This is a genomic window from Bacillus sp. FSL M8-0277 (assembly GCF_037975305.1).
GTDB lineage: Bacteria > Bacillota > Bacilli > Bacillales > Bacillaceae > Bacillus > Bacillus pumilus.
The window spans coordinates 112,928-128,670 of record NZ_CP150255.1 but is presented as its reverse complement, the minus strand read 5'-3'; the positions used below and the strand labels follow the sequence as shown (position 1 = coordinate 128,670).

At 42.1% G+C, this 15,743-nt stretch carries 18 protein-coding genes and 2 other annotated features; all 18 genes read right to left on the bottom strand.

Translation table 11 applies throughout. The annotated features are described in order from the left end of the window. Positions 1–13: 13 nt before the first annotated feature. A complete protein-coding gene (rpoB, locus tag MKZ05_RS00690) occupies positions 14–3,595 on the bottom strand; it encodes a DNA-directed RNA polymerase subunit beta (protein WP_003217223.1) in 3,582 nt (1,193 codons plus the stop codon). Between the two features lie 255 nt (positions 3,596–3,850). Beyond that, positions 3,851–4,456 carry a class I SAM-dependent methyltransferase gene (locus MKZ05_RS00685; RefSeq protein WP_339160943.1) on the bottom strand — a complete coding sequence of 202 codons (606 nt, stop codon included), beginning with the start codon at positions 4,454–4,456 and terminating at the stop codon, positions 3,851–3,853. 96 nt (positions 4,457–4,552) lie between these two features. Then, positions 4,553–4,918: a 50S ribosomal protein L7/L12 gene (gene rplL, locus MKZ05_RS00680; RefSeq protein WP_003216952.1), complete on the bottom strand. Its 366-nt coding sequence runs from the start codon at positions 4,916–4,918 to the stop codon at positions 4,553–4,555. A gap of 41 nt (positions 4,919–4,959) precedes the next feature. After that, positions 4,960–5,460: a 50S ribosomal protein L10 gene (rplJ, locus tag MKZ05_RS00675; RefSeq protein WP_003217048.1), complete on the bottom strand. Its 501-nt coding sequence runs from the start codon at positions 5,458–5,460 to the stop codon at positions 4,960–4,962. Between the two features lie 69 nt (positions 5,461–5,529). Further along, positions 5,530–5,670: a sequence feature (ribosomal protein L10 leader region), on the bottom strand. A 48-nt stretch (positions 5,671–5,718) separates the two neighbouring features. Continuing rightward, positions 5,719–6,417: a 50S ribosomal protein L1 gene (gene rplA / locus MKZ05_RS00670; protein WP_003217271.1), complete on the bottom strand. Its 699-nt coding sequence runs from the start codon at positions 6,415–6,417 to the stop codon at positions 5,719–5,721. A 99-nt stretch (positions 6,418–6,516) separates the two neighbouring features. Then, the gene (rplK, locus tag MKZ05_RS00665; RefSeq protein ID WP_003216956.1) at positions 6,517–6,942 is read right to left on the bottom strand and encodes a 50S ribosomal protein L11; all 426 of its coding nucleotides are present in this window, start codon (positions 6,940–6,942) and stop codon (positions 6,517–6,519) included. 171 nt (positions 6,943–7,113) lie between these two features. Continuing rightward, positions 7,114–7,647 (bottom strand): transcription termination/antitermination protein NusG, encoded by a 534-nt coding sequence (nusG, locus tag MKZ05_RS00660; RefSeq protein WP_034323246.1) that lies wholly within the window; start codon positions 7,645–7,647, stop codon positions 7,114–7,116. A gap of 170 nt (positions 7,648–7,817) precedes the next feature. Beyond that, complete coding sequence (secE, locus tag MKZ05_RS00655; protein WP_003216942.1) at positions 7,818–7,994, bottom strand: preprotein translocase subunit SecE; 177 nt, start codon at positions 7,992–7,994, stop codon at positions 7,818–7,820. A 35-nt stretch (positions 7,995–8,029) separates the two neighbouring features. After that, the gene (gene rpmG / locus MKZ05_RS00650) at positions 8,030–8,179 is read right to left on the bottom strand and encodes a 50S ribosomal protein L33 (protein ID WP_012008694.1); all 150 of its coding nucleotides are present in this window, start codon (positions 8,177–8,179) and stop codon (positions 8,030–8,032) included. Positions 8,180–8,255: 76 nt separating this feature from the next. After that, on the bottom strand, positions 8,256–8,912 hold the full coding sequence (sigH, locus tag MKZ05_RS00645) for an RNA polymerase sporulation sigma factor SigH (RefSeq protein WP_003217132.1): 657 nt from the start codon (positions 8,910–8,912) through the stop codon (positions 8,256–8,258). A 63-nt stretch (positions 8,913–8,975) separates the two neighbouring features. Then, positions 8,976–9,488 (bottom strand): ribosome-dependent mRNA decay endonuclease Rae1/YacP, encoded by a 513-nt coding sequence (gene rae1 / locus MKZ05_RS00640; RefSeq protein WP_003216949.1) that lies wholly within the window; start codon positions 9,486–9,488, stop codon positions 8,976–8,978. A gap of 2 nt (positions 9,489–9,490) precedes the next feature. Further along, complete coding sequence (gene rlmB, locus MKZ05_RS00635) at positions 9,491–10,240, bottom strand: 23S rRNA (guanosine(2251)-2'-O)-methyltransferase RlmB (protein WP_003217141.1); 750 nt, start codon at positions 10,238–10,240, stop codon at positions 9,491–9,493. Then, the gene (locus MKZ05_RS00630; protein WP_003217007.1) at positions 10,224–10,655 is read right to left on the bottom strand and encodes a Mini-ribonuclease 3; all 432 of its coding nucleotides are present in this window, start codon (positions 10,653–10,655) and stop codon (positions 10,224–10,226) included. Before MKZ05_RS00630 ends, rlmB begins: the two co-directional genes overlap by 17 nt. A gap of 3 nt (positions 10,656–10,658) precedes the next feature. Next, positions 10,659–12,059: a cysteine--tRNA ligase gene (gene cysS, locus MKZ05_RS00625; RefSeq protein ID WP_253621933.1), complete on the bottom strand. Its 1,401-nt coding sequence runs from the start codon at positions 12,057–12,059 to the stop codon at positions 10,659–10,661. Further along, positions 12,056–12,709 carry a serine O-acetyltransferase gene (gene cysE / locus MKZ05_RS00620; RefSeq protein ID WP_012008691.1) on the bottom strand — a complete coding sequence of 218 codons (654 nt, stop codon included), beginning with the start codon at positions 12,707–12,709 and terminating at the stop codon, positions 12,056–12,058. The genes cysS and cysE overlap by 4 nt, the downstream gene beginning before the upstream one ends. Positions 12,710–12,790: 81 nt before the next feature. Further along, positions 12,791–13,022 (bottom strand) — a binding site (T-box leader). After that, positions 13,022–14,473 (bottom strand): glutamate--tRNA ligase, encoded by a 1,452-nt coding sequence (gltX, locus tag MKZ05_RS00615; protein ID WP_003217162.1) that lies wholly within the window; start codon positions 14,471–14,473, stop codon positions 13,022–13,024. It overlaps the preceding feature by 1 nt. Positions 14,474–14,567: 94 nt before the next feature. After that, positions 14,568–15,044: a 2-C-methyl-D-erythritol 2,4-cyclodiphosphate synthase gene (gene ispF / locus MKZ05_RS00610; RefSeq protein WP_003216928.1), complete on the bottom strand. Its 477-nt coding sequence runs from the start codon at positions 15,042–15,044 to the stop codon at positions 14,568–14,570. A gap of 3 nt (positions 15,045–15,047) precedes the next feature. Beyond that, the gene (gene ispD / locus MKZ05_RS00605) at positions 15,048–15,737 is read right to left on the bottom strand and encodes a 2-C-methyl-D-erythritol 4-phosphate cytidylyltransferase (RefSeq protein WP_003217158.1); all 690 of its coding nucleotides are present in this window, start codon (positions 15,735–15,737) and stop codon (positions 15,048–15,050) included. Between the last annotated feature and the right edge of the window lie 6 nt (positions 15,738–15,743).

The window sequence follows — 15,743 nt, the reverse complement described above, 5'->3', positions numbered from 1 at the left end:
CTAATCGTTTCTGCTATTCTTTTGTGACTGCGTCACGTTCAAGATCGACAGGTGCGAGGTCTGCAGCATCTTCGTCATTAGATAACGCTAATCCGTCTGCTTTCTTCGTTTCCTCATCGTCTTCTAAATCTCTCATTTCTATCTCTTCTTCATCGCCAGATAGGATTTTGACATCCATACCTAAACTTTGAAGTTCTTTAATTAACACTTTGAATGATTCAGGGACACCTGGTTCAGGGACGTTATCCCCTTTGACGATGGCTTCGTATGTTTTCACACGACCCACAACGTCATCCGATTTAACTGTTAAGATCTCTTGAAGTGTGTATGCTGCACCGTAAGCTTCAAGTGCCCATACTTCCATCTCTCCGAAACGCTGACCACCAAACTGTGCTTTACCGCCAAGTGGCTGCTGCGTAACAAGTGAGTATGGTCCAGTTGAACGAGCGTGAAGTTTGTCGTCAACCATGTGAGCCAGTTTGATCATGTACATGATTCCGACTGATACACGGTTATCGAATGGTTCACCAGTTCGACCATCATAAAGGACTGTTTTCGCATCACGGGACATACCTGCTTCTTCAAGCGTTTCCCAAACATCTTCCTCACGCGCACCATCAAATACTGGTGACGCAATGTGGATGCCAAGGTAACGTGCAGCCATACCCATATGAAGCTCAAGTACCTGACCGATGTTCATACGAGATGGTACCCCTAGAGGGTTTAACATGATATCAATCGGTGTTCCATCTGGAAGATACGGCATATCTTCTTCTGGAAGGATTTTAGAGATAACCCCTTTGTTACCATGTCGTCCAGCCATTTTGTCACCTTCAGAAATTTTACGCTTCTGAACGATGTATACGCGGACTAATTGGTTAACACCTGGAGGTAATTCATCTCCATCTTCACGGTTAAAGACTTTGACATCGTGGATAATTCCGCCGCCGCCGTGTGGAACACGTAGAGATGTATCACGTACTTCACGAGCCTTTTCACCGAAGATTGCATGTAATAGACGTTCTTCAGCTGTTAGTTCTGTTACACCTTTAGGCGTTACTTTCCCTACAAGAAGGTCTCCGTCTTTTACTTCTGCACCGATACGGATGATTCCACGCTCGTCAAGGTTGCGCAAAGCATCTTCCCCAACGTTTGGAATATCACGAGTGATTTCTTCCGGTCCAAGCTTTGTATCACGAGCTTCTGATTCATATTCTTCAATATGGATAGACGTGTAGACGTCATCTTTTACAAGGCGCTCACTCATGATGATCGCATCCTCGTAGTTATAACCGTCCCAAGTCATGAAGCCGACCATGACGTTACGTCCTAGAGCCAATTCACCTTTTTCCATTGAAGGACCGTCTGCAAGGATTTCTCCTTTTACGACTTCATCTCCAACACTTACGATTGGACGCTGGTTGTAGCAAGTCCCTTGGTTAGAGCGGACAAATTTCAGCAAGCTGTATTTGTCTAGGTTTCCTTTGACTTGTTGTCCGTCGACATCTTCATAGCGGCGAACCCAAATATTTTTAGCTTCAACACGTTCTACAACACCTGGGTAACGGCAGATGACAGCAGCACCAGAGTCTTTACCTGATACATACTCCATACCTGTACCAACAATCGGTGATTCCGGCTGCATCAAAGGCACAGCCTGACGTTGCATGTTTGCTCCCATTAGAGCACGGTTAGAGTCATCGTTTTCTAGGAATGGGATACATGCTGTCGCTGCAGAAACAACCTGCTTTGGCGAAACGTCCATGTAGTCAACGCGGTTTCGAGGAACAACGGTGTTTTCTCCTCTGAAACGAGCAATGATATTATCATCGATAAACGAACCATCTTCACCTAATATAGCGTTCGCTTGTGCTACTACGTAGTTATCCTCTTCATCCGCAGTTAAGTAATCGATTCTTGGTGTCACTTTACCTGTTTCAGGATCAACCCGGCGGTAAGGTGTTTCAATAAAGCCGAAGCGATTCACTTTTGCAAATGAAGATAGAGAGTTGATCAAACCAATGTTTGGACCCTCTGGTGTTTCAATCGGACACATACGACCATAGTGAGAGTAGTGAACGTCACGAACTTCCATTCCTGCACGCTCACGTGTCAAACCACCAGGTCCAAGCGCTGACAGACGACGTTTGTGCGTCAATTCAGCAAGCGGGTTTGTTTGATCCATGAACTGAGAAAGCTGAGAGCTACCAAAGAACTCTTTGATAGAAGCGATCACAGGACGGATGTTGATCAGTTGCTGAGGTGTGATCGTGTTTGTGTCTTGGATCGACATTCTTTCACGAACAACACGCTCCATTCTGCTTAAACCAATACGGAATTGGTTTTGCAGAAGCTCACCTACAGAACGCAGGCGACGGTTACCAAGGTGATCGATATCATCTGTGTCACCTACACCATGAAGAAGGTTGAAGAAGTAACTGATCGATGCAATGATGTCAGAAGGCGTGATGTTTTTCACAGCTTCCTCTACGTATGCATTCCCGATCACGTTGATCACTTGCTCGCCTTCTTGATCAGACGGTGCATAAATCTTAATAGATTGAAGTTCTACTTCATCTTCTACTACGCCACCATTTGGATAAAGCTTTCTAAATCCGATGCCGTTTTCTAAGTATGGAAGAACTTTATCAAGAACTCTTCTGTCTAAAATTTGACCTTTTTCTGCTAGGATTTCACCTGTTTCAGGGTCAACTAACGTTTCAGCCAATTTTTGATTGAACAGTCTATTTTTAATATGAAGCTTTTTATTAATCTTGTAGCGTCCAACATTTGCTAGGTCATATCTCTTCGGATCGAAGAAGCGAGAGTCTAGCAGGCTTTTCGCATTTTCAACAGTTGGCGGCTCTCCAGGACGGAGGCGCTCGTAGATTTCGAGAAGTGCTTTATCCGCATTCTCTGTATTGTCTTTTTCCAGCGTGTTGCGTAAGTATTCATTCTCGCCAATGAGGTCAAGAATCTCTTGATCAGAGCTGAAGCCGAGAGCACGCAAAAGAACCGTAACCGGCAACTTACGTGTGCGATCGATGCGTACATAGACTACATCCTTCGCATCAGTTTCGTATTCTAACCATGCGCCACGGTTTGGAATGACAGTCGCAGTAAAACCTTTTTTACCGTTTTTGTCTACTTTACCACTGAAATATACACTTGGAGAACGTACTAACTGAGAAACGATTACACGTTCCGCACCGTTAATGATAAAAGTACCTGTGTCTGTCATGATTGGGAAATCACCCATGAACACATCTTGGTCTTTTACTTCTCCAGTTTCTTTGTTAATTAAACGAACTTTTACTCTTAGTGGAGCAGAGTAAGTTACATCACGTTCTTTTGATTCTGCTACAGGATACTTAGGATCCCCTAGGCTGTAATCAATGAATTCAAGAGAAAGGTTACCAGTAAAATCCTCAATTGGGGATATATCTTGAAACATCTCTCTAAGACCCTCATCAAGAAACCACTGATAAGAAGAGGTTTGAATTTCAATGAGATTTGGTAATTCTAACACTTCGCTTATGCGTGCGTAGCTTCTGCGCTGGCGGTGTCGTCCATACTGAACTAGTTGACCTGTCAACTGATTCACCCCTCAAATCATGCGTATTATATGTGTAAAAAGTATTTCAGCCTTTCAAATGTCAGTAAAGAAATACTTTTACAAGACAAAAGAAAAAAGGGTTTCTAAAATAAGAAAACCACATCCAAAAACAAATACCGATTTTATTAGTTTTCCCAAATATGCATAATTTATACAAAACAGTTGTTTTTTAAGCCTATTAAGCAAAATATACACATTGGCATTTTATAATGTTAACACAGCTAGGAAACTGCGTCAAACTTTTTTAGCTTTGATAATATAGTAGCCCTTTTTTTTCAATACAACTTCGACTTCTCCAAAGAGCTGTTCTAATTTCTCAATCGCAGATGGTCCGCCCTGCTTTTTCTGAATAACCACCCACAACTCACCTTCCGGCAATAAATGATCAGCACTTTTTTCAAAGATCGCATGTACAACTTTCTTCCCTGCCCGTATTGGGGGATTGGTCAGTATAGAGGCAAAAGCAGCTGATGAATGAACATTCGAGAACAAATCACTTTGATAGATGCGGACATTATCAACGCGATTATGTTTAGCGTTTTCCTTTGAAAGTTCGACTGCTCTTTCGTTCACATCAATCATATGAATGGTGCGGCTCGTCATTTCGCTTGCTAACGATAAGCCAATCGGTCCATAACCGCAACCGACATCTAAGATATCGCCATCCACATCAGGTTCTTCAAAAGCTTCAATTAAAAGCCTTGAACCAAAGTCGACTTCTTTCTTAGAAAACACTCCACTGTCACTTGTAAAAGTAAAGGTACGGTTTCTCAAGGTGAAGTCCCATGTCTGTTTATTGCTTTTCACTGATGGCTTTTCCGTATAATAGTGGTCACTCATGGTGAATGGACCTCCTCTGGATTCAATCGTTTCAGGAGAATAGAAAAGAAAAAGCCCGCCAGTAAAAGCGAGCTTTCCCAAAAGATTAGGCGAAGATTACTTAACTTCTACAGAAGCGCCAACTTCTTCAAGCTTAGCTTTAAGTTCTTCAGCTTCTTCTTTAGCAATACCTTCTTTAAGTGGTTTTGGAGTGTTGTCAACAAGTTCTTTAGCTTCTTTCAAGCCAAGACCAGTGATTTCACGAACCACTTTGATAACTTTGATTTTTTGGTCTCCAGCACCAGCAAGTACTAGATCAAAATCAGTTTTCTCTTCAGCAGCGGCACCACCAGCTGCAGCTACAGCTACAGGAGCAGCAGCAGTTACGCCAAATTCTTCTTCGATTGCTTTTACTAAGTCGTTTAACTCAAGTACAGTTGCTTCTTTAACTGAAGCAATGATTTCTTCGATATTTAAAGCCATTTGTAATTCCTCCATTTTAAGTTTTTTACGTTAAGTACGCATTAAGCGCCTTGTTCTTCTTTTTGATCTGCAACTGCTTTAGTAGCAAGAGCAAGGTTACGAACTGGAGCTTGAAGAACGCTAAGCAACATAGATAGTAAGCCTTCGCGAGACGGAAGTTCCGCAAGAGCCTTCACTTCTTCTACAGTCGCTACGTTTCCTTCGATGACACCAGCTTTGATTTCTAAAGCTTCGTGGCTTTTCGCAAATTCGTTGATGATTTTCGCAGGTGCGATAACATCTTCGTTACTGAATGCGATAGCGTTTGGACCTGTTAAGAAATCGTTTAAACCTGTTAGTTCAACTTGTTCAACTGCACGGCGAGTCAAAGTGTTTTTGTAAACTTTGAATTCTACGCCAGCGTCACGAAGCTGTTTACGAAGTTCAGTCACTTCAGAAACTGAAAGACCGCGGTAATCTACAATTACAGTAGACATACTATCTTTAAATTTAGAAGTAATTTCATCAACGACAACTTTTTTTGTATCGATTGCATTGCTCATGGTTACACCTCCTGTACATTGTTTGTGTAACACTTATACCGATCAGGCCATCACGTTCCTAACGAACGGTTCTCCATATAAAAAGCCTCCATTAAGACATGGAGGCTGTATATACAAGCATACGTTAACGTAAGACTGTGACATATACACCTCGGCGGGTTAATTAAGCCATAAGGCCCCTGCTGTCTACGGTATAAATGGACATATTCTATTTTACAACATTTTGATATTATCAAAATGATTGTGATAAGTCAAGATTTATTTTGCAGAGAAAGAAGATGGATCCACTTTCACACCAGGGCCCATAGTAGATGTAACAGAAACGTTTTTCACGTATACACCTTTAGCCGCTGCAGGTTTTGCTTTAAGGATTGTGTCATAGATTGTTGCAAAGTTCTCAACAAGCTTTTCGTCCTCGAAAGAAACCTTTCCGATTGGCGCGTGGATGTTCCCAGCTTTATCAACGCGGTATTCTACTTTACCAGCTTTGATTTCATTGATTGCTTTTTCTACTTCGAATGTAACAGTTCCTGTTTTAGGGTTTGGCATAAGACCTTTTGGTCCAAGTACACGACCGATCTTACCAACTTCACCCATCATGTCAGGTGTTGCAACGATTACATCGAAATCGAACCAGCCTTGTTGGATTTTAGTGATGTAATCAGAATCTCCAACGTAGTCTGCTCCAGCAGCTTCTGCTTCTTTTGCTTTTTCGCCTTTAGCGAACACAAGAACGCGTTGAGTTTTACCAGTTCCGTTAGGAAGTACAACTGCACCGCGGATTTGTTGGTCGTTTTTACGAGGGTCTACGCCCAAACGAAAAGCAACTTCTACAGTCGCATCAAATTTCGCTGTATTTGCTTTTTTTGTAAGAGAAACAGCTTCAGCTACATCATACGCTTTAGTACGTTCGATTAGCTTAGCAGCTTCTACATACTTTTTACCTTTTTTAGCCATTATAAAAATCCTCCTTATGTGGTTTTAGCGGAATAACCTCCCACGAATAAGGGTTGCGAACTTGTCAAAACCAAACTCGCAACCCAACAAGACAATAAATTAATCTTCGATGACAATACCCATACTGCGTGCAGTACCTTCAACCATGCGCATAGCTGATTCAACGCTAGCAGCGTTTAAGTCAGGCATTTTTGTTTCCGCGATTTCGCGTACTTTATCACGCTTAACAGTTGCCACTTTATTACGGTTAGGTTCACCAGAACCAGACTCAATACCAGCTGCTTTTTTAAGTAAAACTGCAGCAGGTGGAGTCTTAGTAATAAATGTAAATGAACGGTCTTCAAAAACCGAAATTTCAACAGGAATGATAAGACCAGCTTGGTCAGCTGTACGAGCATTAAACTCCTTACAGAATCCCATGATATTAACACCGGCTTGACCTAGTGCAGGTCCAACTGGTGGAGCTGGGTTAGCTTTTCCAGCAGGAATTTGCAATTTAACAACTTTAACTACTTTTTTAGCCACGAGACACACCTCCTTAAAGTCCGTGATGTGGTAATAGGGGAATCCCCCTCCCACTCAACAACTTCATTCTTTATATGAATGACGAAATAACTAGCTAGCGATCTTGAGCGAACTCAAGACGTACCTTTGCTATATTACCACTTCTATACACTCATTTCAAGCTCTTTTGAATTACAATTTATCGATCTGCGTGAACTCAAGTTCCACGGGTGTTTCTCTACCAAACATATTAACGAATACTTTGACTTTGCTTTTATCGTAATCAATCTCTTCGATAGAGCCTGTGAAGTTCGCAAATGGTCCGTCGATGACCTTGACTGTTTCTTTCAATTCAAAGTCGATTTCTGTTTTGCGTTCTTCAAGACCCATTCTCTTCAGAATGGTTTCAGCTTCGCCTGGCAAAAGCGCTGTCGGCTTTGAGCCTGATCCAGCTGATCCAACGAATCCTGTGACACCTGGTGTATTACGAACAACATACCAAGAGTCGTCAGTCATCACGATTTCCACTAGGACATAGCCAGGGAATACTTTCTTTTTGACAACTTTTTTCTTACCATTTTTAAAATCTGTTTCTTCTTCTTCTGGTACAACAACGCGGAAGATCTTATCTTGCATGCCCATTGATTCAACACGCTTTTCCAAGTTCGCTTTTACTTTGTTTTCATAGCCAGAGTACGTATGCACAACATACCAATTCTTTTCCATTTCGTTCAGGACTATTTAGTCCTTCCCTCCCCACATTTCGTAATGTCTATTTGACGAATCTCGAGTACCGGTAAATATTTTCAAGCAATTGAAAAAACCCGTAAAACGGGTTTTTTGGCAAGTCATATTATGATCTATTATAGCACGTTCAGCAGACCATTATTCAAGTATTAATGAATTAATTCGATTAATTGTGAGATTCCTATATCAAGAAAAGAGAAAAAGATTGCAAAGAATACGACTGTTAAAATAACAGTGATTGTGTAACGAATCATTTCGTTTTTCTTTGGCCAGCTGACCTTCTTCATTTCTTTCCCGACACTTTTTAAGAAACTGATAATACGCATTGTAAAAGACCTCCACAGATTAAAGAACGCAAATCTTACTTCGTTTCTAAATGTGTTTTATGTGAATTACAAGTCTTGCAATATTTCTTAACTTCTAATCTTTCAGCTGCTGAAGCATCACTTTTCATTGTCGTATAATTGCGGCTTCCGCAGTCTTTACAGGCTAGAGTAATCTTTTTCCTCATATTTACACCTATTTTCTCGACATCATTTCCTTAGTACCTTATCACAGTGTCGAAAAAGCTGTCAATATAGGTTTGATTAGAGACTAATCTCGCGAAGCTCTAAATATTTCTCTAATTTTCTCTTTACTCTTTGGAGTGCGTTATCAATTGATTTCACATGACGGTTTAAATCTTCAGAAATCTCTTGATAGGATCTGCCATCAAGGTAAAGCACAAGAACCTTTCTTTCCAGCTCGCTTAGTAGTTCACCCATCTTCATTTCGATATCATCAAATTCTTCTTTGCTAATGATTAAATCTTCTGGGTTAAGCGCTTTAGCACCGGAAATGACGTCCAATAATGTTCTGTCTGATTCTTCATCATATATTGGCTTATCTAATGATACATAGGAATTTAACGGGATATGTTTTTGGCGAGTAGCTGTTTTAATTGCGGTGATAATTTGGCGGGTAATACATAATTCTGCAAAAGCCTTAAATGAAGTAAGCTTGTCCTCTCTGAAATCGCGGATAGACTTATAAAGTCCGATCATCCCCTCTTGAACAATGTCCTCTCGATCCGCTCCAATCAAGAAATAAGATCTTGCTTTTGCACGTACAAAATTGCGGTATTTCGTTATTAAGTAATCTAGCGCATCACTATCTCCGACATGAACCCTTTCAATGACTTGTTCATCTTCCAACTGGCAAAATTGCTCTCTGATGGATTTATCCTTGCTGTTGTTTAGATTCACTTCGATCCCCCCGACCGCACCTAGATAGAAATATTATACATTAATGGTTGAAATATCGTCAAGCTATTCTAGATTCCCACGCCGCCATTTTTCAAACGTTTTCAATACATCTTCTGACAATTCAATCTTGGATGCTGGTTTATCAGAAGTAATCTTTTTGACTCTCGTTTCAATCTTTCGTTCGATCACTTCAATCTCTCTTAAAAGCTCTCGGGCCGACTTTCGAAGAGCTCCTTGTCCAAAGATTGCCCATTGTTCTGTAAAGTCTGAGGTCGCCACATGAATCTGCGTCCGAATATTATTCAAATCCTGGGCAAGCTTTTCAATCCGCTCATCAGCTGTTTCATTCTCTCTCGTAAAGATGACCTCTACTCGGTGATTGATCCGCTTTTTTTCGATTCCTTTGACCATATGGGCATCGAATACGACAATGACTCGATACCCTGTGTATGCTTGATATTCTGCTAAATTTTGAATCAGTATGTCTCTGGCTTCTTCAAAGCTGTTTTCCTTTAAGTGCTGCAGCCGTGGCCAAGCACCTATCATGTTGTATCCATCGACTAAGAGGATGTCCATCTCTATTCTCCTAACGGATAACGTTTTCGATACACTTCATACATCAATAGACTAGCGGCAACTGATGCGTTTAACGAAGTGACCTTCCCGGCCATAGGCAGCTTAATCAGAAAATCACACTTTTCTTTGATCAATCGGCCAATCCCTTTTCCTTCACTGCCAATCACGAGAGCAAGCGGCATCGTGCCATCAAATTGTCTGTAATCCTGTTTGGCAGACGCATCTGTTCCCGCAACCCAGATTCCTCTTTCTTTCATCTCATCAAGAGCTCTTGAAAGGTTGGTGACTTTGGCAACAGGAATATGTTCAATTGCCCCAGTGGATGCTTTGGCAACGGTTGTCGTTAAGCCGACCGCTCTCCTTTTCGGAATCACAATCCCATGTGCACCTACAGCATCTGCTGTACGCATAATGGAACCTAAATTATGCGGGTCTTCAATTTCATCTAAGATAAGAAAAAATGGCTGTTCATTCCGCTGTTCAGCGATTTGATATAGATCGTCCAATTCTGCATATTCATATGCTGCTACTTGTGCAACGATTCCCTGGTGCTGACCTGTTACCATTTGATCAAGCTTTTTCCTCGGAACATACTGAATGGTGATATTTTGTTTTTTTGCGAGTTCAATGACCTGCTGGGCTTGTCCTTTTACAGTGTTTTCTGCCATCCAGAGCTTGTATAACTCCCGATCTGACTTCAGTGTTTCAATCACTGCATTTTTCCCAATCACATAATCATGTTGCTGACTCATTTGTCTTCCTCCCTGACGTTCCGATTTCAATCGCCTGACTAATCAGCTCTTCTAAGCGTTCGTCCTGCTTTTCAATAAATAAATAACCCATGAGCGCTTCAAACGCCGTACTATAACGATACGTTTGAACGTCTGTGTTTTTAGGCACTGTGCCTGATTTTGCATTTCTTCCTCTTTTCAGCACCGCTTCTTCTGCTTCAGTGAAAAAGCCTTGCTGCTGTAGCGTAAATAAAATAGCTGCCTGAGATTTAGCTGAAACAATTTTGCTTGCTCGTTTGTGCAGCTCATTTGGTTTTGTCGCCCCCGTTTGGAGGAGGTGATGCCTCACATAGACTTCAAAAATGGCATCACCCATGTAAGCAAGCGCAAGTCCGTTTAACTGTTTACCATCTTTCAGCTTTTCAAAATTCAACATGACCTATTCTCCTCTTTTCCAGCGAGTACCTTGAGGAGTGTCCTCCAATACAATATTCATGCTCTTTAACTGGTCACGAATTTGATCAGATAGCGCAAAATCACGATTTCTTCTAGCCTCATTGCGTTTTTCAATTAACGCTTCTACTTCTTCATCGAGCGTATGCTTTTCTTCTAATGAAAAGCCAAGAACAGACGTGATTTCTTGGAACAAGCCGATAAATGCATTGATCACTTCCTCCGAAGTATGATCATTTTCCATATAATAATTCGCCTGTTTCGCAAGTTCGAATAAAACAGAGATCGCATTTGCCGTATTGAAGTCATCATTCATTTCAGAAATAAATGTCGCTCGCTGCTCTTCAACCTTCGCCAGCCATTCAGCATTGTCTTCTGTGATATTCGTGCTGCTCTCGAGGCGATGATGTAAATTGGCATACGACGTTTTGAGTCGGTTAAACGCACTCTTAGTACTTTCTAGTAAATCCATTGAGTAGTTAATTGGATGACGGTAGTGAACCGACAACATAAAGAAGCGAAGCACGTCAGGATCTTGTTCTTTCACAATGTCATGCACAAGCACAAAGTTGCCTAGTGATTTTGACATTTTTTCGTTCTCAATATTAATATATCCGTTATGCATCCAATACTTTGCAAAAGGTTTCCCTGTCAAAGCCTCAGATTGAGCGATTTCATTTTCATGGTGAGGGAAGGTTAAATCCTGTCCGCCAGCATGAATGTCGATCGTATCACCTAAATATTTTTTAACCATGGCCGAGCATTCGATGTGCCAGCCTGGTCGTCCTTCGCCCCACGGGCTATCCCATGAGATTTCTTGATCCTTTGCAGCCTTCCATAAAGCAAAGTCCAGCGCATCTCGTTTCTTCTCACCTACACGAATACGGGCACCTGTCTTCAGTTCATCAATCGACTGGTGAGAAAGCTTTCCGTAGCCTTCAAATGAGCGTGTGCTGTAATACACGTCGCCATCCGCTTCATAGGCGTAGCCCTTTTCAATCAATGTCGCAATAAATGCAATGATATCATCCATATTTTCCGTCACTCGCGGGTGAAGGTCAGCTTTTTTGCAGCCTAGTGCACTGACGTCTTCAAAGTAGGCTTGAATAAAGCGGTCAGCAATCGTCGGGACATCTTCCCCGAGTTCATTGGCTGCTTTGATGAGTTTATCATCCACATCTGTAAAGTTTGAGACAAAGTTCACATCATAGCCGCTGTATTCTAAATACTTACGTACAGTGTCATAAACAATAGCAGGCCTTGCATTCCCGATATGAATGTAGTTATAAACGGTTGGTCCGCACACATACATCTTGACCTTTCCTGGCTCAAGCGGGACGAATTCTTCCTTCTTACGTGTCAATGTATTATAAATATTGATTGTCATGATTGTTCTTCCTTTCTGCTCAATGAAGCCAGCTCACCTTTTAGCTTTTCCATTTCTCGTTCCAATTCTTTGAAACGATCGGAAATTGGATCTGGCAAATCTTGATGATTGAGATCACGATTGATTTTCTTACCATTTTGAACGACGACTCGCCCAGGTATACCGACAACAGTAGAATGGTCGGGTACGTCCTTTAACACGACCGACCCCGCTCCAATCTTGGCTCCTTTTCCGACTGTAATGGAACCAAGCACCTTTGCACCTGTCGCAATGAGCGCATCGTCTAAAATGGTCGGGTGCCGCTTTCCCTTTTCTTTCCCTGTTCCCCCTAATGTCACGCCTTGGAAAACAGTGACGTTGTCTCCAATTTCACATGTTTCCCCAATCACCACTCCCATACCGTGGTCAATGAAGAAGCGCCTGCCAATGGTTGCCGCAGGGTGAATTTCAACCCCTGTGAAAAACCGGCTGACCTGAGAAATGATCCGCGCAAGAAAGTACAGCTTCCGCTTATAAAATGCATGCGCGATACGATGAGCCCAAATCGCATGAAGCCCTGAATAGGTTAGCACTACTTCAATATAGCTTCTAGCAGCAGGATCTTGATCAAACACAGTATCAATATCTTCTTTCAGCATTTTGAAAAACACATGCTCCCCCCGTTCTTCCCCATCAATCTCTCTTCGGACTTGCTCTCTTTTTTGGACAAATAAAAAACGCCTCTGCCATATGACAGAGACGTTTTGAAAACGCGGTTCCACTCTGTTTAGAAAGCCCTCATTTCGCAGCCTTCTCAACTTAATCCCATAACGGAGGGTACCGCCCTTGCATACTAACGTACTCGTGTTCCTCAAGGGTCTTGAGGGTGCATTTCCAACGTCTGCCCATAAGTCTCTTTCAGCCGGTGAAGACTCTTTCTGTGATGGACGAAAACATTGTACTTCTCCCTCGCAACGATTTCCTTATATTTGTTTAATGCGGTTTAATACCGTTTCTTTACCTAGTAGTTCAATACTTTGCGGAAGTTCTGGGCCATGCGTTTGTCCTGTGACAGCCACACGAATTGGCATGAATAGTTTCTTGCCTTTATGCCCTGTTTCTTTTTGTACCGCTTTAATAGCAGCCTTGATTTCATCAGGTGTGAAAGATTCAAGTCGTTCAAGCTGACCAGCAAAAGATGCCATGACTTCTGGTACTTGCTCCTCTGCTAGAACTTCCTTTGCCTCTTGATTATACTCAATTTGCTCCTTAAAGAACAACTCTGTTAACTCAACAATTTCTGCTCCATAGCTTAATTGTTCATGATACAGAGCAATCAGCTTGCGTACCCACGTGTTTTCTTCGTCTGACAGCTGCTCGCTTACCTTGCCTGCCTTTTGAAGATGCGGAAGCGTTAACGCAACAACCTGATCAAGATCAAGTGCCTTCACGTATTGGTTATTCACCCATTTTAGTTTATGCATATCGAATAGAGCTGGTGACTTAGAAAGTCGGTTTACATCGAAAATGTCGATGAATTGCTCTTTTGTAAACAGTTCTTCTTCGCCCACTGGAGACCATCCAAGTAGTGCAATGAAGTTGAATAGGGCTTCTGGTAAATAGCCCAAGTTTTTATATTGCTCGATGAATTGAATAATGGATTCATCACGCTTGCTTAATTTCTTGCGGTTCTCGTTCACAATCAGCGTCATATGTCCGAATAGCGGAACATCCCAGCCGAATGCATTGAAGATCATGATTTGTTTAGGCGTATTCGAAATGTGATCCTCTCCGCGGAGAATGTGAGTCATTTTCATCAAATAATCATCCACTGCTACAGCGAAGTTATAAGTTGGCGTACCATCTTTCTTCACAATGACAAAGTCACCGATGCCGTCTGTCTCAAATGAAATATCGCCTTTGACCATGTCGTCAAATTTGATAATTTCTCCTTTTGGCACTCGGAAGCGGATGCTTGGCTCTCTTCCTTCAGCAATCAGCTTGTCCTCTTCTTCTTTTGATAAATGACTGCATTTACCAGAATATCGAGGCATTTCACTGCGGGCGATTTGTGCTTCACGCTCTTCCTCTAGCTCTTCAGCCGTACAATAGCACTTATACGCCAAGTCCTTCTCTAGCAGCTCATCATAATACTTTTTATAAATATCATTACGCTCTGATTGTCTGTAAGGGCCGTAGCCGCCATCTTTATCAATGCTCTCATCCCAATCAATACCGAGCCATTGCAGGTGGCGAAGCTGGCTTTCTTCTCCGCCCTCTACATTGCGCTTTTGATCCGTATCTTCGATTCGAATAATAAATTTGCCGCCTTGACTGCGTGCGAACAAATAGTTGAAAAGAGCCGTTCTAGCATTCCCAATATGTAAATGACCAGTTGGACTCGGTGCATAACGAACACGCACTTCATTTCCCATGAGTTTAACTTCCTTTCATCTGCATCATGTTGTCTGACACCAATTTTTTATAAACGTATTTTATCATCAAATCCCATTCTCATCAAAATGAGTTTTACTTTTTCTGAAGAAGAACAGTTGCCTGAGAGGCAATTCCTTCGCCTCTTCCTGTAAATCCGAGTTTCTCTGTCGTTGTTGCTTTCACATTCACCTGTGTGACATCTGCCTCAAGCGCTTCTGCAATCTTCTCACACATCGGTTGAATGTAAGGTGCCATTTTGGGCTTTTGCGCCATGATGGTGCAATCAATATTCACAAGTGTGTAGCCTTTTTCCTTTACTAGTGCCCACACATGTTGCAGTAATTTAAAAGAATCCGCATCCTTAAACTCAGGATCTGTGTCTGGGAAATGTCTGCCGATATCTCCTTCAGCAATCGCACCTAGGCAGGCATCTGCCACTGTGTGAAGCAGTACATCAGCGTCTGAATGCCCAAGCAGCCCCTTTTCATAAGGGATGGTGACCCCGCCAATAATCAAAGGTCTTCCCTCTGTTAATTGATGTACATCAAAGCCTTGTCCTATTCTCAACATGATCTAGTACCCTCTTTCCGCATCCATAATTGCCTTGGCAACCAATAAATCATCCGGTGTCGTCAGCTTAATATTGGTGTAATCTCCTTGGACAATATACACGTTTTCACCATGTAATTGTTCCACAAGACTGGCGTCGTCTGTTCCAAGGAAACCGGTCCGCTCTGCATATTCATGCGCCTCTTTTAAAATAGAATGACGAAAAGCTTGTGGGGTCTGGACTGCCCACAAGCTCTGACGTTCAATGGTTTGTTCCACTTTGCCTTCTTGAACGCGTTTGATTGTGTCTTTCACTGGTACCGCTACAACTGCGGAGCCTTTTTCAATCGCTGCTTTAACGAGCAAGTCAATCTGTGTATGCTTAATAAAAGGCCTTGCCCCATCATGAACAAGCACGATGTCCGCATCTTTCACAGCCTTTAATCCTTCGTATACACTTTGCTGACGTTCTTCGCCGCCAGTGACAAGTGAAACAGGCGTTTGAAAAGCGTGTACCTTGAGTAGCCTTTCAAAGTCTTGACGCTCCTCTTCATTGATCGCTAGGATCATGCGTTTGCATTGAGCATGAGCGTCAAACACCTTTAGTGTATGAATAATAACCGGCATTCTTTTCAGCTCAATAAAAAGCTTATTGCGGCCGGCCTTCATTCGTTTCCCCTGCCCCGCAGCCGGAATAACTACTTCATAATACATGTTCGT